The sequence below is a fragment of the Spiroplasma endosymbiont of Dilophus febrilis genome (assembly GCF_964030685.1).
In the GTDB taxonomy this organism is placed as follows: Bacteria; Bacillota_I; Bacilli_A; order Mycoplasmatales; family Nriv7; genus Nriv7.
Genome location: NZ_OZ034912.1, coordinates 773,251 through 795,950, shown reverse-complemented (window position 1 = coordinate 795,950; position 22,700 = coordinate 773,251). Strand labels below are relative to the sequence as shown.

The window sequence follows — 22,700 nt, the reverse complement described above, 5'->3', positions numbered from 1 at the left end:
ATTAAAATAAGGTGACAGGGGATTATTGTTAGTGCTGTAAATAAAAAAGGTAGCGTTGCTACCTTTTTCTTTGTTAATTTTTTTTATTGTTTAACAACAATAATTCCTACGGAGTTAACACCGGCATGACTGACAAAGCAGTTAGGGAGGAATGCTTTTTTGATTTTAAGTTCAGGGTGGTTGGTTATAATTTTGTTAATAATTGTGGTGACCTTTTTATCACATTGTGATGTGAGAATTTCTAAGATATAATTTTCATTTTTAATAAATTCTTTAATTTTTGTGATTACACTTTCAATAGCGTTGTTTAAGGTTCTGGCAATTCCACTTTTTTCCGATATTTCGCCGAATTTAATAATGACTTTAACGCGGATTAAACTTATTAGGGAAGCAACAACAGATTTGGCACGACCACCTTTAGAAAGTCGCGAGATATCTTCAGGGATAATGTAAATTAAACTATTTTTTTTAACTTGGGTTACCATTTTATTAATATCATTAATGTTGCCCCCATTAGCTACAATTTCAGTAGCTTTGATTGCTAATGTACTATTAAATGTAGCAGCGCCGTTAGTATCAATAATATGAACGCGGTTTTTAAATTCACTTTCTTGTGATAACATATAGGCATTTTGGTATTGACCAGATAATCCTTTAGCAATCGGAATAAAGATAATTTCATCATTTCCTTCAGCTAGTAGTTTTCGCCATAAGCTCATTAGTTTCCCCGGTGATGATTGACTAGTTTTAGTATATTCACCATTTTTAACACGAGCATAAAAATTAGATTTTTTAATATCACTAGTGGTATCTTCAATTTCAGTTTTATCTTCAAAACTTATTAATAAAGGAATGATATTAATATTTTTTTCTTTTAGCGTTGTAAGGTCAAGGTTGCTAGATGAGTCAACAATAATAGCAATTTTCTTATTTGTGTTAGACATTTTTTTCTCCTTTACTTTATTCAATATACAAGTACAAATGTATTATATCCGGTGTGAGCAGCAATAACATTAGATATTAAACTCATATGTTTAATTGTAAATTTTTCTTTAGTAATGATTTTAATTACTTCTTCTTTTAATTCCGTATCACATAATGAATGCATAATTGTTAATTCGCCAGCACTGTCATAGCGTTTTTTGATTTCTTTTAAAACTTCTTTAATTGCTTTTTTAAATGTTCTGGTTTTATCAAATTTATCAATAAAACCATTAAATTCTAGGATTGGTTTAATTTTCAATAAATTAGCTAGGGTAGCAGCAGCACTGCTAATTCTACCACCACGAACCAATGTATCTAATTGATATGGAAGAATGAAGGCACAATATTTTGTTTTCTGTTCATCAATAAAACCTTGTAATTCATTAATAGGTCGTTCTTGTAAAAATAGTTTTGCGCGGTTAATCATTTCTTTATTAATGTCGCCAACTGCTTCGCTATCAATTATATAGACTTTGTTTTTATAAACATTATCTTGAGCTAGTAATATTGCACTTTGATATTGTCCTGATAGATGGGAAGAAATTGGAAAGAAAAGAATTTGTTCATATTCTTGTAGTAGTTCATCTCATTTTTCTTTTAAAATTCCTGGTGGCGTTTGACTGGTTTTAATTGGTTCAGTTTCTAAAATTTTATAAAATTTATCAATAGTAATTTCTTTGTTATTGTCAGCAATAGTTTTATTGTTAATATTTATCATTAAAGGAACAAATGCCATATTATGTTCTTTTGCCTGTTCTTCATCATAACCAGTTGCTGAGTCCACTAAGATAATGTATTGCTTCATTAATTTTACACCTCACCAATCTCTATTTTGTTTATTAATCAATTATAAACTTTGATATAATATTATTCAAGAAAAGAAATAGTAAAGGATAATTTGATGATAAGAATAGCAAAATTTGTAATCAAAAAAAGAAATTTTCTTAAAAACTATATTACAATATTTATTAAGTAGTAAAATTGATATATTAAAACTAATAATTATATAAGAGATTTGAGGCTATTTAAATGACAAAATTTAAATTTGATGTTCGTATTAAAGAAGGCTATTATAGTGCGATTTATTTTTTAAAAACCCAAAAAATTCTTAAAAAGTATTTTCCTAATAATATTGTTACGATGCAATTTTTTCAAAGACAAGATAATGTTATGCTTTGTGGTATTGATGAAATTGTGGCATTATTGAAAGAATTTGTAACGCCATTAGAAAAAATATCTGTTTATGCTTTAAATGATGGTGATATTATTAAAGCTAATATTCCGGTTTTAAAAATAACCGGTCCTTATCATTTATTTGGTTACTTAGAAGGAATTATTGATGGCATTTTAGCAAGAAGAAGTAGTGTTGCTACTAATTGTAATGAGATTTTAAAAGTTAGTAATGATAAACCAATCATCTTTATGTTTGATCGTAATGATGACTATCTTAATCAACAAGGTGATGGTTATGCTGCATATATTGCTGGTATTAAATCACAAGTTACGAGAGCACAAACTGAATGATGAAATAATCAAGAAATATTGGTTGGGACAATGCCCCACGCTTTAATTCATGGTTTTAATGGTGATATTATTAAATCTTTAGAAGCTTATAGTGAATTATTTCCTAATGATAAGTTAGTAGCATTAGTTGATTTTGATAATGATGTTATTAATACTAGTTTAAAAGTATGTCGTCATTTTCAAAATCGTCTTAGTGCTGTTCGGGTTGATACTAGCATTAGTTTAGTTGATAAATATTTTACTGTTAAAGAAAATCAAGAGAAATATTATAATGAAAATATTATGGGTATAAATCCAATTTTAATTAAGGCTTTAAGAAAAGCAATGGATGATGAAGGTTTTAATAATGTAAAAATTATTGTTAGTTCTGGATTTGATAAAGCGAAGATTAGTTGATTTGCTAGTGATAATACCCCCGTAGATTTTTATGGTGTGGGAGCAACTATTGGTAAGTTTGATATTCATTTTACTGGTGATTTAGTGCAATTAAATAATAAAAATTTTGCTAAAGTTGGTCGTGAAAATATTGAAAATGATAAGTTAGTACAAAAAATCTAATTTTGATTATGTTATAATTTAAAAGAACGAATGCTTCTTTTAAAAGGAGGGTCATAATGAATACTAATGATTTTAAAATTAAATATGGATTAAATGGTCCATTATCAAAACTTTATGAAGAAAATAGTCATCAGCAAAAAATTGCAGAGTCAAAAATTGCTGAAAATCGTCGTAAACAAAGAAATTGAATGCAACAAAAGCAAGTATATGGTTATGAACCAACAGAGATTATTTCACCAATTACAGGTTCTAATGCTAATAAAGCAAATATTGCTAGTGATAAACCAAAAGATTTTTCATTAGTAAATAATATTTATAGTATTAGACCACAATCATTAGTTAGAACAACAAAGACTTATAGTTCAATTGAAGAATATGTTAATGAGCATGTTCAGCAAGAAATTATTAATCGTAAAATTCAAAAATATCAAGATTTTTCAATATATGTTGAAGGAAGAAATATGACAAGAAATGTTAATCCAATTCCAATTGATTTTATTAATCGAAAAAGTGATAACAGTGTTAATTTAGCAACTAATGATGCACATTATGATGATACTAGTTATATTCGGGCGCAAAGTTATGTTAATCGTTTTAATGATATTCATCAACGCGCTAGTAAATTTTATGATCAACAGCAAGTTACTGAAAAAAATCGTAGCATTGTTAATTTAATTGATGAAAAACAAAAATAAGAGAAAGAATGGTAAGAAATGGAATTTTTAGAAGAATTGCAAGCCCGAGGACTTTTAAAACAAGTTACTAATAGTGAAAAAATAAAACAGGCTAAGAATAGTAATGCTAGTGTTTATTGTGGTATTGATCCAACAGCAACATCATTGCATGTGGGGCATTTATTACAAATTGTTTTATTATATCGCTTTTCATTAGCGGGTTTTAAACCGCTTGCTGTTATTGGTGGAGCCACGGCAATGATTGGTGATCCGAGTTTTAAAGTTGAAGAAAGAAAATTGTTAGATGCTAAAACAGTAAAATTAAATAGTGATGCGCTTGCTTTACAATTAGATAAATTATTAGATCATAATATTAAAGTTTTAAATAATGATGATTGAATAGCAAAATTAAATTTAATTGATTATTTAAGAGATTTGGGGAAAGAGTTTACGATTAATTATATGCTTGATAAGGAATCAATTAAAACAAGACTCGCAACAGGAATTTCTTATACTGAATTTTCTTATATGCTTTTACAAGCATATGATTTTTGGTATTTATATAAGAATTATCAATGTTTAGTGCAAATTGGTGGTAGTGACCAATGAGGGAATATTACTGCTGGAATTGAATTGATTCGTAAAAAAGAACAAGATAATCATTTAGCAAGTGGGTTAACGATTGAATTATTAACGCAAAGTAATGGTGTTAAGTTTGGTAAAACTGAGCAAGGAACAATTTGGTTAGATGCTAATTTAACATCCCCATATATTTTGTATCAGTTTTTTGTTAATCAAAATGATGCTGATGTTGAAAAACTTTTAAAATGATTAACTTTGTTATCATTAGATGATATTTTGCAAATAATGGCAAAACATAATGTTAATAAGGCTAAAAGACATGCCCAAAAGGTATTAGCAAAAGAAATTGTTGCTTTTGTTCATTCCCAACAAGAAGTTATGATGGCGATTAATATTAGTGAAGTATTATTTTCACAAAAAGTTATGCAATTACAAATGAGTGAAATTCAACAAATGAAAAATGCTGTTCCGTGAATAACTGTTAGTCAAGAACATAAACTTATTGATTTACTTTTATTACTTGAAGTATGTAGTTCTAAAACTCAAGTTCGGGAACTATTAAAGAGTAATGCTATTTATGTTAATGAGCAACTGATTACTGATGAAAACTATATATTATCTAAAGATAAATTGCTATATAATAAAATAATTTTTATTCGTAAAGGTAAACAACATTATTATATTGTTGAAGTTAATAGTCATTAATGTTTAAAACAATAAGTTATTTTCATAAAAATTTATCTTGTTTTTTTAAATATTTTATTGCATAATGTGTATATAATTTTAAATAGAATTTAGCAGTTAGAAATGTATTTTGTAATAAAAAATAAAGAAGCTTAATGATTAAGCTTCTTTATTTTTTTAATAATTTGTTTAAAGAAAATTGCTTAAAAATGGAGGAGCATTATGCCACAAGATATTAAAACTGTTATTACTAATCAAATTAAACAAGATATCAATGAAAATATTAAAGATGATATTGTATTAAAAGCGAAGTTTTTTAAGATGATATATTTACAAACTAAAAATGGGGATAATAATATGTTTCCTAAACTTTTAGTTTATCTTTCTTGTATGAGTGAAAATCGTAATGCTAACATTTCTAAAGAAAATATTGATAGTTTAGTTAGTTTAGTTGAAAATAATAATATTTTAGAATTTAAAGAAAAACTTGAAATAATAACAAATTATAATTTTGTTAGTGAAGCGATTACTAAGAGCAAAGAATTTTATTATAACTTTGTTTATAATAAAAAAGATATTGATGAATTTTTTGATAATTTAGGTTCTTTAACGGAATTAAATGAACAGTTTACTAGTTTTATTAATAAGAATTATTATTTTGATTATAAAGAAAAAACTTTTAAACAAAGTAGTCAAAATTGAACCGAAGAAAAGGGATGTGAATTTTTAAGAAATAGCGAGGTACTTACTAAATTAAATAACAATAATAATTTTCTTAAAGCAACTATTGTTAATGAAATAAAAAATGATTCGTCATCAATTTTATTGACAACAAATGATAAATTACCAAAAGATTCTCTGTCAATTGTAACAAAAAACAAAGTTGTTAAAAATAATGTTAGTTGTTTTACAAAGGAACTGGTTAATAAGCGCCGAGCAGTTCCACAGTCTAAGCTAAAAAAAGTGGTTAGTTTAGATGAAATTGATAATCTATTTGATAAGTATATTAAAAGTGTTTCTGATTATGCAAATTTATATGAAAGTGTTGGTAAAACACTAAGTAAATTATATTTACAATATCAAAGTGAAGATAATTTTAAATTATTTTTTGAGAATGAAAAAATTGGCAGTAATTTAAATGAATTAGGAAAAAATGAAATTAAGAAATTATATCAAATTTGAAACAAAGATTATTCGCACAAAACTAATGATGAACTTTTAATGACAACAAGCAAATAAATTAAATTTGTTTTTAATGCATCACTATATACCTAAGGATGATAAGGAAAGAAATGAAATTATTCAATTAATAAATAATTTAGAAAATAGTCAAAACATTAATTTAAGTGAAAAAATTAATAGTAAAAGAATTTTTGAAGGTTTAAAGTTATTAGAAGACAAAAAATATTATCAAAGATGACCTGATAGAAATCATTTATTAATTGAAAGTTATAAAATTTTATTAACTGATGTTTGAAAAAAATCTTTTGAACCTGATTTTGAACAAACAGTTAAATTTTTAAGTAAAACCTTTGATGACATTACGAGTAAAACTGTGAGTTTTCTTAATTCGTCAATTTATTCAAAAGCTGAATGTTTACAGTGAATGGAACAAGGAGAGGAATTAAGTAAAAGGAGTATTAGTATTACCTTATACTTAATGCCTGAATATGAACACGCGACGCATTCGCATAAAAAACAATTAAAAGTTGCTTATAGTAAATTTCAAAAGTTCATTGATGATAAAAAATATGAAAAAATTTGTGATATCTTAGATAAATATAGTTTATTTCAACGCAGTTCAAAATTAAATAATTCTTTTAGAAGAAAAAATATTATTTCTAAATATGTTAATAAAATAGTAACTGATGAAGAAGTTTCTTTTATTGATTGTTTACGAAAAAAATGCAAGTTATTTTCTGAAAATGGAACAAGGAGTCGTTTATACATAATGCCATTAATATCGCATCAAAATAAAGTTAAAGAAGAGTTATTTCCTAAACAAGAAGATAATTTAAAGTTAATCCAACCTGTTTATCAAGAAGTGCTAATAGGTGCTAATAATAAGAAAAATAAGCGAGACTCTAAAAGTGATGTTATTGATTTTAGTCATTTAAGTTCGCAAGAAGAACTTTGCATTTCAGAGATAGATAACAATGAGAAACAACAAAAACGAAAAGAAAAAGCAGAATCATTAAAAAAGCAATATAACGAAATAAGTGAATAATAATTAAAAGTTAGCTAAATGAATAGGAAGTTTTAAGGATGAATAATGAGATATTTTTAATGCAAATAAATGGGTTGCTAGTAAGAATTCCGCAATTTTTATGTCAAATATTGGCATTAAATACTAATAGAAATATGCAATTACAACAAGTTGAAGAGCAACTGAGTAATCCGTTAACTTTACAACATATGCAAGAAAGATATGCTGATGCGACTAATTTAGCATTTTTACAAGAACAATTGCGAACATTTCAACAAAATTGTTTTAATAATTGAGAAAATGTTGATTGGCAAACAAGAAATTCACAAATTATTTTTGTTAGTGAAAATCTTAGTAATATTTTAGGAATTGCTAGAATGCCAATAGAATTATCGATTCAAGAGCAAAGTAATTTTATTATATCAAGATTATGAGAAAATGCTAATAATGATGTTGACGGCGGATATATTCCCCTGCATCTCGCTATTTTAGAAGGTAATATCCCGCTAACACAGTTATTGTTACAATGTGATAGTAGTAATGTTAATTTTCAGACACCCAATAATGAAACATCGCTTCATCTAGCTACGCGTACTAATAATATTAGATTAAGTGAATTATTACTTGCCAATGGTGCCAATGTTGATGTTCAAGATAATGGCAATCTGACAGCCCTTTATAATGCTGTTGATAATAATAATTTAGTATTAGCTAGTTTATTAGTAGAAGCTGGTGCTGACCCAAATTTACCTGATGAAGAATCTGAAGAGGATCTGCCACTTCATCTTGCTGTCCATCACGATAATCTTTTATTAGTACAACTTTTACTAGAAAATGGTGCAAATCCTAATTTACAAAATGAAAATAGTGAAACCCCGCTTCATCTTGCAATGCGGAGCATTAATGTTTTGCCATTAGCTCGGTGCTTATTTAGCATATGCTGCTGATATTAATGCCCAAAATGATAGTGAAGAGACAGCCCTTAATATTGCTGTGCGTTGTGCTAATTATGATGCGGTCCATTTATTAGTAACCAATGGTGCTGATGTGACAATACTAGATTCTGAAAATCAATCACCAATTTATTTAACTTTACTTGATGATGATTTAAAAATGATTAAGTTATTTATTGAGTATGGTGCTGATGTTAATTGTTGTACTTCTAGTGGTGATACGCCTCTACATTTAGCGTTAAATGAAAATGACTTTGAATTAGCACAATTATTTATTGAAAGGGGTGCTAATCCAGATATTCTATTTAATGATAATAATACCCCGTTACATATCGCAAGTCGCAATTTTGCCGGATTAACATTTATGCAAATGTTAATTCAACAAGGTGTTAATGTAAATACTACTAATATGGTGGGTAGTATGCCAATTCATGAAGCGACATTTGTAAATAATATTTCAGCAATGCAATTATTAATTAGTGAAGGAGCTAGTGTCAATGTTATTAATAATATTGGAGCGCCATTGCATATTACAATAATTACTGGTGCGATTACAACAGCAACTTTTTTATTAAGAAATCGGGCTGATGTCAATATTAGAAATAATAATCTTGATACGCCATTACACTTAGCAGCTATGGGGAAAGATTTTAAAATGGTGAAGCTATTACTAGAAAATGGTGCTAATGTTAATGTGCAAGATTATTGTGGTCTTACGCCCTTACACTGAGCAGTTTATAATAGTGATGTCATAACAACTACTATTCTCTTAGAAGCAAACGCTAATATTAATATTAGAGGATTAAATGGGGCCACACCATTTGAACTTGGAGAATATTTTAATAATTTTGAAATAAGAAATTTGATGTGAGAACAAGTTAATAAGAATATTAAGAAAAGTGATGCTAATATTTGTTTAGTGGAAAAAAATATTCAGCAACAACAGGAAGGTTTATTTAATGATAAAAAATGTCACAAGCAAAAAATAGAAGTGGCAACAAATAATAGAAATTCTAAGAAATTTAAAGTTAATGAAATTTCACAAAAAGATTTAGACGAAGCAGGAACATCATCAGGAATTACAATGAATACTAATACTAAAATAAATATCCAGCCAGAACCGAGTTGTCCTTTACCAAATTTATCAGAATATACTTTTATAGATGAAGAAATGTCAGAACAAAACCAAAACAAAAAAAAGAATGATGATTTAATCAAGCAGATGCTAGAAGATAGAGAAAGAAAGAATAGAAAAAGAAAGAGCAGAGAAAGAGAAGATCTTTTATAACTTTAAATAGTAAAAAGACTTAGAGGATTATCACTCTAAGTCTTTTTACTTATCTTTAATTATACTTAATTTATTATTAAATAATACGGTTATATCATTCAACAATTAAAGATTCATTAATTTCCGAATTTAATTCATTTCTTTCAGGATAACGAATGTAAGTTCCAACAATATTTTTGCGATCAAAGCTAACAAATTCCAATGTTCCAGCATTTAATTCAATTGCTTCTAACAGTTTTGGATTGTTCTTATAATTTTCTTTAATTGTAATCTTATCATTAGGTGATACACGATAAGAAGGGATATTAACTTTCTTATTATTTACTAATATATGACTGTGATTAACTAATTGGCGAGCTGCACTTCTTGTTCTTGCTAAACCTAAACGATAAACAATGTTATCTAAACGAGATTCTAATAAAATTAAAAAGTTAGTTCCTGTAACACCACTCATTTTTTTGGCTTTTAAAAATGTATTTCGAAATTGTTTTTCATTTAAACCATACATATATCTTACTTTTTGTTTTTCTTGTTGTTGTAAACCATAGTTAGATAATTTTCTTCTTCTTGCTCCGTGTTGTCCTGGGGCAGTTGTGCGCTTTTTTCCTTTAGCAAATTCTTTTCCAGTTTCTAAAATTGAAAATCCAACTCTTCTTGCAATTCTAAAAATAGCTCCTGTATATCTTGACATAATAAAAACTCCCTTATCAATATATTTGACATTATAAAATCAGTGAGTTTAAATTAAACTCTAATTAAGATAGATTACTATTCGCCATTGCAGCAAAGGCTACTTAAAGTAAAAGATTAAGCAATCTATTTGCAACTTAATTATGTTTAAAAGCTGTGATTTAATTGTCTTTAAGTATTATATAAATTACTTTCTTAAATGTCAATACAAGTTTATTTAAGGTCGCGTTTAGTTTTCTTAGGTATTTTTTAAAAAAGAAAAAATAGTCATTTACTATAAATTATTTCAATATGCAAATTAAGTATATATTTCTTATGTATGATTTTTGTTGTAAAAAATTATTTTAATGTTGTTTTTATAAGCATTTTACTTAGTTTTTATAACCTTTTATTAAGAATATGTTTGTTAATATTAAATATTTTGTTTTATTAATTATTTTTCAAGTAAAAAGGTAATAAATTTTTAGTTGCTTTTCTTTCAAAATTATTCAAATCTTTACCCACCTAACAAAACTTTATGCGCCCATACAACTGCTTAATAGTAATATTCGTGCAAAATCTAATGTTATTCGGAAGGCATATCATAATTTTTGAGACTGTAAAAAACTTACATTCTTAACTCTTACTTATGCTGATGTTAATGAATTTGACATTAGAAAATGTAAGCGTGATTTAAATAAATTTTTTAAAAAATTAAAATATTGATTTAAAGTTAAAAATAAAAATATTAAGTATTTGTATACATATGAATATCAGAAACGAGGCGTTATTCATTTTCATATTTTAATCACCGAAAAAATACCCCATAAAATTATTTTACAATTTTGACCTTACGGAATTAATAAAAATATTAGAGTTCGTGAAAACACTAATGAAATGGTTGTAAAATATTGCTCCAAATATATAACTAAAAATGTCCTGAATGAAAAGTCATTAAACCAGTATGACTTAAATATCAAGGCTTATCAATTTTCTTATAACTGTCAAAACCCCATTACTAGAAAACAAGTATTTACCGATACTTTGAATAATATTGTTAATAGAACTGTAAATTCTGAATTTGTAAAATACTTAAAATCAACAGTTAATAAATTTAAAACTAAAATGTGTGGAGCAATCTATGAATTTAAAAATATTGATTATGTAGATTTTGAGAGTGCAAATTATGCTTCCTTAGAAAGCTTAAGATTTAGAAATCAACTAAGAAAAATGAAACATTAGGAGTTAAAAAATGAAAGAAAAAGTGCAATTTAAAATAAGAATTAAAAATTGATTTAAAAATCATTGGTTAAAAATATTACTTAGCATTGTTTTTATTTTTATAAATTTAATACTTTGAACTTTAACTTTATTAGATACTAAGTGGATAATGGGAACAAATAGTGAATTTATTGATTTTATTGAAAAAGATATGTATAAGTTTTTTGGTTTAAATACTGTTATTATGTTGCTCGGATTGTTTGTTTATTGATTTGGTAGTGCGATATTTATTGCTTTTCAAGTTGAAAAATTAGTTTGACTTATTGTTAAGAAAATTAAGCAAAAAAGAGCTTTGAAAAATCAAACTAAACAAACTCATTAATTCTTTAAAAAAATATTGATGGACAATTTTGCCTTACATTTTTATGATTACTATCTTTTTCATTCCATTTTTAAAATTGGAAATTAATGATTTGAAATTATTATATGAAAAATTTGAAGCATTAATTTCACTTATGATACTAGGGTATTTAGATATATGCATTACAATAGCAGTAGTTATAAACTGTAGCATTGAGTGACTTATTAAAAAAATCAAAATTAAAAGAACGAAAAACCAAACTTTAAATAGAAAGGAAATTGAAAAATAATGGCAATATTTAGTCTAATATGTTTTATCTTATTAACCTTACTACTCGCTTTTGCTGTTGCTTGGGGTTTGTGGCGTTGAATGAACGATGTTAAAAAGTATGGTAAACAAGCAAAAGAAATTAAAGGGGATTTTAGTAAAAAAGAAAAACGCTTCATTGTTAAATTATCTTATTTAACTGAAAAAAATGATAAACAAAATCAAGAAATCCAAACGAAAGGATAAAGCAATGTTAAAAGATGTAATTATTAAGTTAATTGAATTAATTTATCCAACTGCTGATTTACCGCCCCAAGTAGTATTTTTGTTCTCAATTCTTGTAATCATTGTGTTATTTGCCAGTTTCATTGCGATTCTCTTTCTTCCGATTAAGTGTTTATTTCAATGTTTCTAGTTGTTTGAAAAGATTTAAATTGAGAACAAATTAAACAAACTTTCTGAGATTTGTTTATCCAAATTACAACTATTCCAGCTCATATTGCTGGTGGTAAAGAAATTAATTTAACTGAAGAACCACTTTGACTTTTAACAACCAACATCGCTTTTTGATTACTAACAACAGTTATTATCTTATTTATGTTGATTTTATTTTATAAAGTTAAATCTTATTTTTGTTAATAAATATAGGATAAATATTTTGAAAAGAAAGGGGGTGATTATATGTTTACAACTTTCTTAGCTGATGCACCAGTAGCAATTACCGGAAAACAAGCCATTAGTAATTTGTGAGATAGTATGGTAGGACTTTTTGGAAAAATCTGAAGCGACATTATCAGTGAACAAATGCCATTAGTAGTAGATTTCTTTGCTACTTATTGAATTTTTTTATTTCCGGCAATTGTTGGATTATTCTTATTTGCTTTTGGAATGTTTGAAAAACTACTATTAAGAGTTCGTTAATAGTAATTAAAAAAATAAAGGAGTGCGATAATGCTTAAATTTCTAAAAAATATCTGTGAAAAAATCAATGACTTTGTTAGCTTAAATCGCACTTTCTTTATTATTTCTTGATATTATTATGCTTTTCTTGTTGTTATTAATCCACAATATTGAGTTTCATTTTTTCATATCATCGGTATTATCTTAAATTGTTTAATTTTAATTACTAAATTTATGCAATGAGTTAATCGTAAATCTTTTATTAATTTTTTATTCAAATCACCATTAAATATTGTGATTGGTTCATTGGGAACTGGAAAAACTGCTTTATTAGTTTTTGCTTCAAAACTTTTAGGTAAGAAAAAATGAAAGACGACTTCAACATTTCCAATTTTAGACCAACAAATGTTATCTTTGGGGCATATGTCGTTATTGGATAATGAATATCCAATATTAGAAGAAAAACATTTATTGTTATGAGACGAAACCAATTTATTTTTAGAAGGAACCGATTATAAAGAAAATGATAAATCAACCCAAGGTTTACAAGAATATTTTGCTCTTGTTAGACATTTTGGTCATATTGTTCTAGCCAGTGGCCAACGCCCTGAACATATTTGGGTCAAAGTTAGAGATATTGCTAATTCGGTTATTGTTGGTATTACTAAGAAATCAGTTAATTTTTTTCGCCCCTACCTAAAGGTTGTCTATGGCACTTTTAAATCTGTAGAAGAATACGAACGCTGACGCACGAGTTTAATTGATGCTAAAAATAATAAAAAAGGTCGTAAAACTAAATATCGTAATATTCCGGAATTAGATATCTACTTTTTTAAATTAAAAATTCCAATGTCCGTTTTAGAGTGTTACGACAATAAGTATTTATCTTTTTTACGCCCCGTTGCTAATCGCATTGTTGTTGACACTTATGAAGATAAGTTTTATGAAACTACTGAAGTTGATTTAGAAATATTAAAATACCTTAAAATGGAAAAATTTAGTCGTATTATGGAATTACTAAAAAGTAATTTGAAAGATAGGAATTAACTATCATATTATTTTAATCTAAGAAAGGATACTTAATTATGGCAAATCTAGAAAAAATGGCATCATTTTTTGCAGATATTATTTATAAAGTTTTTGATTTAATTTGAAGTATGACTATTCCCGGCACCGGAATTCGGATTATCATTATTCCTTTAATCTCTTTAATTGTTAACTTTGTCTTTGTTGCTATTTTAGGTATTGGAATGCAAGCCAAAGAAAGTTATAAAAAGACAAGAGCTAACAAATCTGTTAAAGAGTGAGGTAAAAAATAATGTTTAAACTAGTTATAATTTTTCTTTTAATTACCGTTTTTTCTATTTTTGCTTTTGATGAATTTCTTGGTTTATGGCGTTTTGTAAATGAAGGGTTGGAATATTTTAATAAAGTTATTGTGGCTAACAGTGAATTTCTACAATTATTTAAACCAATGATTAGATTATTTTCGCAACACCCAATTTTTATTATCATTGGAACAATTGGCATTTTATCAACAATATACTTTATTTTAAGAAGTTAAACGCAAAAGAAAGGACAAATAGATATGTATAAATTTATGTCGTGGTTGGTTATCGCTTTTATTGGCTTAGTCCCTCTAGGTGCCTTCTTTGATACAAAACAACCACCAAATCCTATTATGGAACAATCCTTTATGAAACGAGAAAAACGAGCCACCAATCCTGCTCAATGTGGAGATAGTTGTGATTTGGAATTTGGTAAAATTTTGAATAGTAATTTTACGAGTTCTACTAGCAATGATTGAGGCGGATGATTAAATATTAGTTCTATTAAAAATGAATTATCTTTTGATGTTTCTAATTCTGCGCACCCTTTAACTTCTTATAAACCGATTGATGGTTTTAAAGACATTCGCATTTTTTATGAGCGTAATGGTAAAAGTGAAAGTAATAAATATACTATCGATAAAATTGTTAATGTTAAAATTACATTTTCTAAAAATAAAGATTTAGGTTTTAGTCAATATTTAATAACTTCATTCTTTGCTGAAATGCCGTCTCTACCTGAGAAAGATAAAGAGCAACCGTTACCCTCAGAAATAACCAAAAAGGATGGTGAATATCAGTATAATCAGTTTCAAGATAAATTAGATTATTTAATGGTACAACGGCGAGATTTTGATAAATTTAATTACTCTTATCTTTATTGAGTCCCAATTTTTAATTTCTTTGATGATAATTTTAAATACATGAGTGAAATGTCAATTAAATTAAATGGTTTTAAACAAAATAGTAAATTTACTTTAATTCGCAGTTTTGAACCTGAAAACTCGTTATATTTTTTTGATAGCTTAGAATTTTCTAGTTTTAGTGATGTTTTTAGAATTGAGATTTCTTTAGGAATGGTTACTTTTTATTTAAATGATAAACAATTAATTAAGTTTAGATTATTAGATGGTTGAATTGAAGATTTTATTAATGTTTTTTTTGGACAAATTAGTTATTATGATAATACTTTTCATTTTCTACGCTATGATGATAAATTAAAGATTGATTTTAAAGATTTTATGTTTTTTTATTTAAAAGATTTGACAAGTAAATATTATTTTAATTTATTTGATAAAATTTATAAAATTTTAGGTGGTTTTTTTACACAATTCTTTTATGCTAGTTTTGATATGGATGCTTCTACTTATGTAGAATTAGATTACAAAGGAATGCAACAAATTTCTAAAAATGTTTTACAAATGGGTTTTTTCTATCGTTCCTTAATTACTTTTTATCCCAAACAATATTTAATTAACTTTGGTTCAACAGTAGAAAATAGTAAGAATATGATTTTTCGTTCCTATTTTTTTGTTAAAGATAAACAAATTGCCAATGGTTTTAACACCGGTAAAAATTCTTATCAAATAGATTTTAATGTGTTAAAAGCGTATGATAACCAATTATGAGATGCCACTAGTAATAAACTACATTTTTACAATGCCAAAGTTGATGTGATGTATGGAATTAATATTTTTACGCTAACTTTTCCACTATATAAAAAGAAAAATGAAAGTACTGAATATCATTATTCTTTATACGATTTTAACATTTTGAATTCAACAGCTTTTATTGGCGGTGGAATAAGTGGTAATATGGATGACTTAATTCCTACGCCCAACTGTTCTTATTGAGGTTTATTTAGTGCCATATCTTGTGGCATTCAGCACGCTTCTGTTAGTATGCTGAACTGATTACTTGGTCTTTCAGGGATTAATCTTTTAATTCGCCCCCTTGCGGATATTGCTAAAACAACGATTAATTTTACCAAAACTGCCTTTCCGGTGTTTGAAGTTGTTCCGGCATTTAAATATCTTTTTGAATTTTTAATTCCCCTAGCAATTTTATTAATAATAATTAAAAAGTTCTCTTAAATATTTCCAATATTTTTATATAAAATATAATTCCTTTGAAAGGAGGATTTTTCTTTATGCGAAAATTTTTATCAGCTTTAAATTTAGTATGTATAATGTTTATTTCTGGGTGTAATAGAGGTAACAATACTCTAATTACTGATAATGCAAAAAAATATGAATTAAACTTTATTGAAATTTTGAATAGTAATTTTACGAGTTCTACTAGCAATGATTGAGGCGGATGATTAAATATTAGTTCTATTAAAAATGAATTACCTTTTGATGTTTCTAATTCTGCGGAACCTTTAACTTCTTATAAACCGATTGATGGTTTTAAAGACATTCGCATTTTTTATGAGCGTAATGGTAAAAGTGAAAGTAATAAATATACTATCGATAAAATTGTTAATGTTAAAATTACATTTTCTAAAAATAAAGATTTAGGTTTTAGTCAATATTTAATAACTTCATTCTTTGCTGAAATACCTAATAAAAATTAGTAATTTAATAAATATTATTGAAAATCGTATTTTTTGTAATACGATTTTCTTAATTTAAGGAGTTTAAAAATGAAATATATTATTTCCCAAGCTGATTTAGCAGATTTAAAAGCAAAAGTACAAAGTTGATTAAGTGCCAATTGCCGTAATCCTTATTACTATAAAACTAAAAAACGCATTACTGCCTATTTAAATTTATGTACTTATTTTTATATGGAAAAAACCACTTTAACAAAACTTATTAAAAAATATTTTAAGAATGCAACGAAAACCTTTTATCGTTGGGCAGAAAAAATTATGACCGCTTATTATTCTGACAATTTAGATTTGTTATTGTTTAAAACTACAAAACCACAAAATCTTAATTATCAATATAGTTTAAATTCTCGTGAAAAAGCATGTGATTTATATTTTGATTACAAAAATCTTCAAGCCGGTGGAATGTGGTCTTTATTTAACAATTTAAAAATCGGTTTTCACGATATTAAAAATTCAGAAGTTCCAAAAAATATCAAAACCTTTTATCGTTGAATTAAATCTGACCCTCGTTGAAAAGAATTAAAACAACAAATCAAACAAACAAAACGCCATTTTAAGCGTTATGAAGTCTCCGAGATTGGTCTTTTACAAATGGATACCAAAATTATTACCACATTAAATTTTCCGGTTGATAAAAAATATTACATTTATGATTTCATTGACGAAATGACACGGATAGTATTTGGTTATGTTTACGATAGTTTAGGAACTAACAATGCTATTAATGCTGTGAAAAGAGCAATAAAAGATTTCGGCGAACTTGGCATAACCATTAAACGCCTTCGTACTGATAATGCTCCGGAATTCACTACTACCAACTGAAGTAATAAAAAAGCATACAAAGTAAAAGAAAGGCCTTTTACAACCTTTCTTTCGAGGAACGGAATTGTTCACGAAACCACACCAATCCGTTCTCCTCAGAGCAACGGAAAGATTGAACGATTCCATCAACATTATACCAAATTATTTTATGCTAAGGACAAAAAATTAAATCAAAATGAACTTCAACATTATTTAAACAAATATTATTACTTTTATAATTTTGAACGCTGTCATTCATCTTTAAATACTAAAACGCCATTTCAAACATTACAAAAACTTTTAATAAAATAATTTGTCTATATTTTGAATTGTTATTTTTTACAAGAAATTAAAGTTATTGTACTTGTGGTTATTAAACTACTTTTTACTAAAATTAATAATATTTTTTCTAATTTTGATTAAATAAATCAAGCAATCGCAGCACCAATAGCAGCGCCGGCTATTGAGCCAAGAACAGCCCCAATAGGGCCCCCAACTATTGTTCCGACTTTGGTACCTCATATTGTTCCTACTTTTGTACCGATTAATACACCTGCGGCGGCACCAACTACACTTCCTGTTGCGGAAGCAGCTGATTGAACAACTGATTGAACAACTTGTCTTTCTTGACCATTCATTCCCATAATTTTATATTCTAATTCTTGTGATTTTAGATTTTCTCAGTTATCTTTTGCTTGTCTTTTTTGTGGTGTATTTTCTGCAATTCATCATTGTTGACTGCGTTCTTCTCTAATTTGATTTGCTCAATTATATAAACTTTGAGACCATTCATTAGCTGATTGTGTATATTGTTGTTGAGCTTGTGAAAATTGTCAATGATTTTGCGTTCGTTGAAATTCTTCTGCTGCTCTTTGATATGCTTGATTAGTATTGTTTCATTGATTTTGAATATGTGTTCATTGAACCTCGCCTCATCTTTTGTTACGTTTTAAAATTTTTTCTTCTGTTTTTATAGATGAAGGGCTGTTTGCAACTAATGTTATTATTCCGCTTCCCGCTATTGTTATTGTTCCTAAAATTCCTAGTAATTTTTTCATTTTTATTATCCTCTCTTTCTTTAATTAACATAAATACTATTATTTGGATTTTCATTATCTCAATATCCAATAGTATTTGTTTTGATAATAATTGATTGTTCTGGTTTTAAGCTTCTTCAAACTTCATGAAATTCAGAAAAATGTTCTCAAATGAAATTTGCCATTATTTTTATATCTTCTTTATTTATAGAGCCGCCCGCACCACTATGGTCTGATTTTGGTAAATTAGAAATTAATATCATTGTTTGTTCTAAAAATTCTTTTTTACTGTCAGGTTCAAATTGATAAATAATTTTAAAAGCAGTATCTGATGATAATTTTAATTTTAATTCATCATGTTCTAAAAACTTATATCATTTTTCAAATAAATTATTATTATTTAATATTTTTTGTATTTCATAAAGAGGCGGACTTGTCGCAATTAACATTGGCAGGGCAGTACCGGTAATTGTTATTGTACTTAATAAACTAAGTAATTTTTTCATATTAATAAAACCCTTTTCGTGAATTTTTACTAATTGATAAATTTATCTAACAATCAACACCCTTTCTTAAATTTGTAAAGTTTAATTAATACAAATTAATTATAAATAATTAAATAAAAATGTCTACCAAAAATTAAATCTGACCTTTTTTAAAGGGCGCATAAAGTTTTGTTAGGTGGGTAAAGATTTGAATAATTTTGAAAGAAAAGCAACTAAAAATTTATTACCTTTTTACTTGAAAAATAATTAATAAAACAAAATATTTAATATTAACAAACACATTCTTAATAAAAGGTTATAAAAACTAAGTAAAATGCTTATAAAAACAACATTAAAATAATTTTTTACAACAAAAATCATACATAAGAAATATATACTTAATTTGCATATTGAAATAATTTATAGTAAATGACTATTTTTTCTTTTTTAAAAAATACCTAAAAAAACTAAACGCGACCTTTTTTAAAGGGCGCATAAAGTTTTGTTAGGTGGGTAAAGATTTGAATAATTTTGAAAGAAAAGCAACTAAAAATTTATTACCTTTTTACTTGAAAAATAATTAATAAAACAAAATATTTAATATTAACAAACATATTCTTAATAAAAGGTTATAAAAACTAAGTAAAATGCTTATAAAAACAACATTAAAATAATTTTTTACAACAAAAATCATACATAAGAAATATATACTTAATTTGCATATTGAAATAATTTATAGTAAATGACTATTTTTTCTTTTTTAAAAAATACCTAAGAAAACTAAACGCGACCTTTTTTAAAAAACCTCTTGTGCTTGTCATAAGTCTGTGGTATATTACAAGTTTATTTAAGGTAATGTATAATATTAGTTGTAGTATTAGATAAAATAGTTTATAATAATTAAGTTGTTAAATAAAATACTGTACATTACAATTCCCTTGCTTTATAGGTGCTGATATGTGATGAATTGACAATAAAAAATGTCATAACACCATTTATTTATGCAACTATATTCAAGGAGGAAAAAATATGAGTTTTAATGAATTAAATTTAAAGGAAGATAATATAAGTTTTGATGACTTAAATTTAAATAATAACTTAAAGCGTGCAATTTTAAAGGCGGGTTATGTTAACCCTACTGAAATTCAAAAGAAAACAATTCCGTTAGCATTAGAAAATAAGGACATTATTGGAAAAAGTCATACAGGAACTGGAAAAACTGCTGCTTTCGTATTACCAATCTTAAATAATTTAAATCCAAAACTACGAAGAGTACAAGCAATGATTGTTTGTCCAACAAGAGAGTTAGCATTACAAGTTTTAGATCAAGTAAGAAAATATGCTTTTTATTTAGAAGGAGTTAATGCGACAGCATTATTTGGTGGTTCGGATTTACGAAGACAAATTTATAGTTTAAAAAATAGTAATATTGTTGTTGGGACACCAGGAAGAATTGTTGATCATATTCAACGCAGAACTTTAAGATTGAATGATATTCAAACTGTAGTTTTAGATGAAGCTGATGAAATGTTAAAAATGGGATTCAAACAAGATATTGATAAAATATTTACTAGCATTACATCAAAGTATCAAACATTATTGTTTTCAGCAACAATAAATCGTGCTGTTTTAGAAGTTGCTAATAACTATCAAAATAGTCCGGTTCAAATAAGTATTAAAAGAAATGCTGCGGAATTAAATAATATTAAGCAATATTTTATTAATACAAGAAATACAAGTAAAGATCGCGCGTTAGTGGATTTATTTTTGAAAATTCAACCAAATTTAAGTATTGTTTTTTCTAATACCAAAGCATATACTGAAAGAATTTCTAAAATATTATGAGAAAATGGCATTAAGTCAGCTGTTATTAATGGTGATAAGCGACAAAGTGAAAGAAATAAAGCAATGAATGCTTTTAGAACTAATAAAGTTCAAGTGCTAATTGCTACTGATGTAGCAGCACGGGGAATTGATGTTGATGGGATTGATTATATTTTTAATTATGATTTACCTCGTGAACAAGAAAGTTATGTGCATCGTATTGGAAGAACAGGACGCGCTGGTGAAACCGGAATTGCAATTACATTAGTAAATAATAAAAAAGAATTAATTGATATTAAAAGATTAGAACAAACTTTAAACATTAAGATTAATCCTTACAATACTTAATACTGAATTTAAGGATATTACAGAAGAACATCATTTTAACTAATGATGTTTTTTACTATTCAATAAACTAAAATTAAATGGGCGCATAAAGTTTTGTTAGGTGGGTAAAGATTTGAATAATTTTGAAAGAAAAGCAACTAAAAATTTATTACCTTTTTACTTGAAAAATAATTAATAAAACAAAATATTTAATATTAACAAACATATTCTTAATAAAAGGTTATAAAAACTAAGTAAAATGCTTATAAAAACAACATTAAAATAATTTTTTACAACAAAAATCATACATAAGAAATATATACTTAATTTGCATATTGAAATAATTTATGGTAAATGACTATTTTTTCTTTTTTAAAAAATACCTAAGAAAACTAAACGCGACCAAATTAAATATCAAATTTGCAAAAATTATCAAAATTCATTAAAATTATTAGCAAAGTTAAATACTTTTTATATAAATAAGGAGAAACAGATGAAATTTTCAATTATTATTGAACGATTAATAAAAAAATATCATAATTTTAAACTTAATGATATTTCACTTAAAGTTAGTAGTGGCAAGATGCATGCGATTATTGGCGCTAGTGGTAGTGGGAAAACAGTTACGATTAAATCATTAATTGGCGGTATTAATTATGATGGCGGTAAAATTTATATTAATGGTCAAGATGCTAAGAAACCGTTAGCAAAACAAACTATTGGGTATGTTCCCGAGTTTACTAAATTTCCTCGTAATATTACAACTTATCAGTTTTTAAAATCACTAGCTAAAATGAATGGTTTAAAAAATAATCAGATTAAACAAAGATTACAATCATTAATGGAAGAGTTTAATATTTGAGAATTTCGTGATAAAAATATGAATGCTTTTTCTAGTGGTATGAAAAAGAAAGTAATGGTAATTCAGGGAATTATTCATAATCCGGACATTTTAATTTTAGATGAACCGGAAGCAAATTTAGATACAACAACAAGAAAACAAATTTTAGGTTATTTAAGAACACTAGTTAATCAAGGTAAAACAGTCTTTTTTTCAACTCATTTATTAAATGAAGTTAAGGATGTTATTGATGAATGTTCAATTATTTATCGGGGTAATTTATTATATAGTGGACCAATTAGTGGTTTTCAATTAACAAATTCATTTGTTATTGAATGTGAGGATAATGAAGCGATGGTGATATTTTTTAAAGATAATGATATTGACTATTTTTTTAGAGAAGAAAGTAATGATCTTTTCTTTAAATTAAAAAATTCGTTAGAAATTAATAAGATATTTCTTTATGCCATTGAATATAATCTAATTATTTATCGGATTGAGCCATATACGATTGATTTAGATTTCTTTTATAATACTTTAACCAGTGAAAAATTTAATTTGTAAGAAAGGAA

Annotated in this window: 25 protein-coding genes and 1 pseudogene; 21 read left to right on the top strand and 5 right to left on the bottom strand. The window is 26.3% G+C overall.

Translation table 4 applies throughout. The annotated features are described in order from the left end of the window. Window positions 1-83: 83 nt before the first annotated feature. Together AAHF53_RS04265 and AAHF53_RS04260 are read right to left on the bottom strand one after the other, a co-directional pair. Complete coding sequence (locus AAHF53_RS04265) at window positions 84-944, bottom strand: DegV family protein (protein ID WP_342189598.1); 861 nt, start codon at window positions 942-944, stop codon at window positions 84-86. 11 nt (window positions 945-955) lie between these two features. After that, window positions 956-1,789, bottom strand: a complete 834-nt coding sequence (locus AAHF53_RS04260; protein ID WP_342189597.1) for a DegV family protein — start codon at window positions 1,787-1,789, stop codon at window positions 956-958. A 224-nt stretch (window positions 1,790-2,013) separates the two neighbouring features. On the opposite strand from AAHF53_RS04260, the gene AAHF53_RS04255 reads away from it, so the two are divergent. The 7 genes and pseudogenes from AAHF53_RS04255 to AAHF53_RS04225 all read left to right on the top strand — a co-directional run. Next, window positions 2,014-3,066 (top strand): nicotinate phosphoribosyltransferase, encoded by a 1,053-nt coding sequence (locus tag AAHF53_RS04255; protein WP_342189596.1) that lies wholly within the window; start codon window positions 2,014-2,016, stop codon window positions 3,064-3,066. 56 nt (window positions 3,067-3,122) lie between these two features. Next, on the top strand, window positions 3,123-3,761 hold the full coding sequence (locus tag AAHF53_RS04250; RefSeq protein WP_342189595.1) for a hypothetical protein: 639 nt from the start codon (window positions 3,123-3,125) through the stop codon (window positions 3,759-3,761). A gap of 18 nt (window positions 3,762-3,779) precedes the next feature. Then, window positions 3,780-5,027: a tyrosine--tRNA ligase gene (tyrS, locus tag AAHF53_RS04245; RefSeq protein ID WP_342189594.1), complete on the top strand. Its 1,248-nt coding sequence runs from the start codon at window positions 3,780-3,782 to the stop codon at window positions 5,025-5,027. Between the two features lie 201 nt (window positions 5,028-5,228). Beyond that, window positions 5,229-6,245 carry a hypothetical protein gene (locus AAHF53_RS04240; RefSeq protein WP_342189593.1) on the top strand — a complete coding sequence of 339 codons (1,017 nt, stop codon included), beginning with the start codon at window positions 5,229-5,231 and terminating at the stop codon, window positions 6,243-6,245. 16 nt (window positions 6,246-6,261) lie between these two features. After that, window positions 6,262-7,233, top strand: coding sequence for a hypothetical protein (locus tag AAHF53_RS04235; RefSeq protein ID WP_342189592.1), 972 nt, complete (start codon window positions 6,262-6,264; stop codon window positions 7,231-7,233). Between the two features lie 38 nt (window positions 7,234-7,271). Continuing rightward, the gene (locus tag AAHF53_RS04230; RefSeq protein ID WP_342189591.1) at window positions 7,272-8,165 is read left to right on the top strand and encodes an ankyrin repeat domain-containing protein; all 894 of its coding nucleotides are present in this window, start codon (window positions 7,272-7,274) and stop codon (window positions 8,163-8,165) included. Continuing rightward, a pseudogene (locus AAHF53_RS04225) lies at window positions 8,143-9,009 on the top strand (ankyrin repeat domain-containing protein); the annotation flags it as partial. The gene AAHF53_RS04230 and the pseudogene AAHF53_RS04225, both read left to right, overlap by 23 nt. 520 nt (window positions 9,010-9,529) lie before the next feature. On the opposite strand, the gene rpsD reads toward AAHF53_RS04225, so the two are convergent. After that, on the bottom strand, window positions 9,530-10,144 hold the full coding sequence (gene rpsD / locus AAHF53_RS04220) for a 30S ribosomal protein S4 (RefSeq protein ID WP_342189590.1): 615 nt from the start codon (window positions 10,142-10,144) through the stop codon (window positions 9,530-9,532). A 458-nt stretch (window positions 10,145-10,602) separates the two neighbouring features. Between rpsD and AAHF53_RS05665 the strand changes: the two genes are divergently transcribed. From AAHF53_RS05665 to AAHF53_RS04160, 12 genes are all read left to right on the top strand, one after another. Beyond that, window positions 10,603-11,364 (top strand): rolling circle replication-associated protein, encoded by a 762-nt coding sequence (locus AAHF53_RS05665; RefSeq protein ID WP_425289530.1) that lies wholly within the window; start codon window positions 10,603-10,605, stop codon window positions 11,362-11,364. Between the two features lie 10 nt (window positions 11,365-11,374). Continuing rightward, window positions 11,375-11,725, top strand: coding sequence for a hypothetical protein (locus tag AAHF53_RS04210; protein WP_342189588.1), 351 nt, complete (start codon window positions 11,375-11,377; stop codon window positions 11,723-11,725). A 267-nt stretch (window positions 11,726-11,992) separates the two neighbouring features. Then, window positions 11,993-12,217 (top strand): hypothetical protein, encoded by a 225-nt coding sequence (locus tag AAHF53_RS04205; protein WP_342189587.1) that lies wholly within the window; start codon window positions 11,993-11,995, stop codon window positions 12,215-12,217. Between the two features lie 4 nt (window positions 12,218-12,221). Next, a complete protein-coding gene (locus AAHF53_RS04200) occupies window positions 12,222-12,386 on the top strand; it encodes a hypothetical protein (RefSeq protein ID WP_342189586.1) in 165 nt (54 codons plus the stop codon). Beyond that, window positions 12,377-12,610, top strand: coding sequence for a hypothetical protein (locus AAHF53_RS04195; protein WP_342189585.1), 234 nt, complete (start codon window positions 12,377-12,379; stop codon window positions 12,608-12,610). Before AAHF53_RS04200 ends, AAHF53_RS04195 begins: the two co-directional genes overlap by 10 nt. A 42-nt stretch (window positions 12,611-12,652) precedes the next feature. After that, on the top strand, window positions 12,653-12,892 hold the full coding sequence (locus AAHF53_RS04190; protein WP_342189584.1) for a hypothetical protein: 240 nt from the start codon (window positions 12,653-12,655) through the stop codon (window positions 12,890-12,892). A 30-nt stretch (window positions 12,893-12,922) separates the two neighbouring features. Beyond that, window positions 12,923-13,918, top strand: a complete 996-nt coding sequence (locus AAHF53_RS04185; protein ID WP_342189583.1) for a hypothetical protein — start codon at window positions 12,923-12,925, stop codon at window positions 13,916-13,918. Between the two features lie 38 nt (window positions 13,919-13,956). Then, the gene (locus AAHF53_RS04180) at window positions 13,957-14,190 is read left to right on the top strand and encodes a hypothetical protein (RefSeq protein WP_338966805.1); all 234 of its coding nucleotides are present in this window, start codon (window positions 13,957-13,959) and stop codon (window positions 14,188-14,190) included. Continuing rightward, complete coding sequence (locus AAHF53_RS04175; protein ID WP_342189582.1) at window positions 14,190-14,435, top strand: hypothetical protein; 246 nt, start codon at window positions 14,190-14,192, stop codon at window positions 14,433-14,435. The genes AAHF53_RS04180 and AAHF53_RS04175 overlap by 1 nt, the downstream gene beginning before the upstream one ends. 24 nt (window positions 14,436-14,459) lie before the next feature. Next, window positions 14,460-16,292, top strand: a complete 1,833-nt coding sequence (locus AAHF53_RS04170; protein ID WP_342189581.1) for a hypothetical protein — start codon at window positions 14,460-14,462, stop codon at window positions 16,290-16,292. Between the two features lie 56 nt (window positions 16,293-16,348). Then, window positions 16,349-16,774 carry a hypothetical protein gene (locus tag AAHF53_RS04165; RefSeq protein ID WP_338968428.1) on the top strand — a complete coding sequence of 142 codons (426 nt, stop codon included), beginning with the start codon at window positions 16,349-16,351 and terminating at the stop codon, window positions 16,772-16,774. 69 nt (window positions 16,775-16,843) lie between these two features. Next, window positions 16,844-17,926 carry a DDE-type integrase/transposase/recombinase gene (locus AAHF53_RS04160; protein WP_342189580.1) on the top strand — a complete coding sequence of 361 codons (1,083 nt, stop codon included), beginning with the start codon at window positions 16,844-16,846 and terminating at the stop codon, window positions 17,924-17,926. 107 nt (window positions 17,927-18,033) lie between these two features. Here AAHF53_RS04160 and AAHF53_RS04155 read toward each other — a convergent pair whose 3' ends face one another. Together AAHF53_RS04155 and AAHF53_RS04150 are read right to left on the bottom strand one after the other, a co-directional pair. Next, window positions 18,034-18,672: a hypothetical protein gene (locus AAHF53_RS04155; protein ID WP_342189579.1), complete on the bottom strand. Its 639-nt coding sequence runs from the start codon at window positions 18,670-18,672 to the stop codon at window positions 18,034-18,036. A 20-nt stretch (window positions 18,673-18,692) separates the two neighbouring features. Next, window positions 18,693-19,157, bottom strand: coding sequence for a hypothetical protein (locus tag AAHF53_RS04150; protein WP_342189578.1), 465 nt, complete (start codon window positions 19,155-19,157; stop codon window positions 18,693-18,695). A 1,008-nt stretch (window positions 19,158-20,165) separates the two neighbouring features. On the opposite strand from AAHF53_RS04150, the gene AAHF53_RS04145 reads away from it, so the two are divergent. Further along, window positions 20,166-21,308 (top strand): DEAD/DEAH box helicase, encoded by a 1,143-nt coding sequence (locus tag AAHF53_RS04145; protein WP_342189577.1) that lies wholly within the window; start codon window positions 20,166-20,168, stop codon window positions 21,306-21,308. 472 nt (window positions 21,309-21,780) lie between these two features. Continuing rightward, a complete protein-coding gene (locus tag AAHF53_RS04140) occupies window positions 21,781-22,692 on the top strand; it encodes an ABC transporter ATP-binding protein (protein WP_338967924.1) in 912 nt (303 codons plus the stop codon). Window positions 22,693-22,700: the final 8 nt, after the last annotated feature.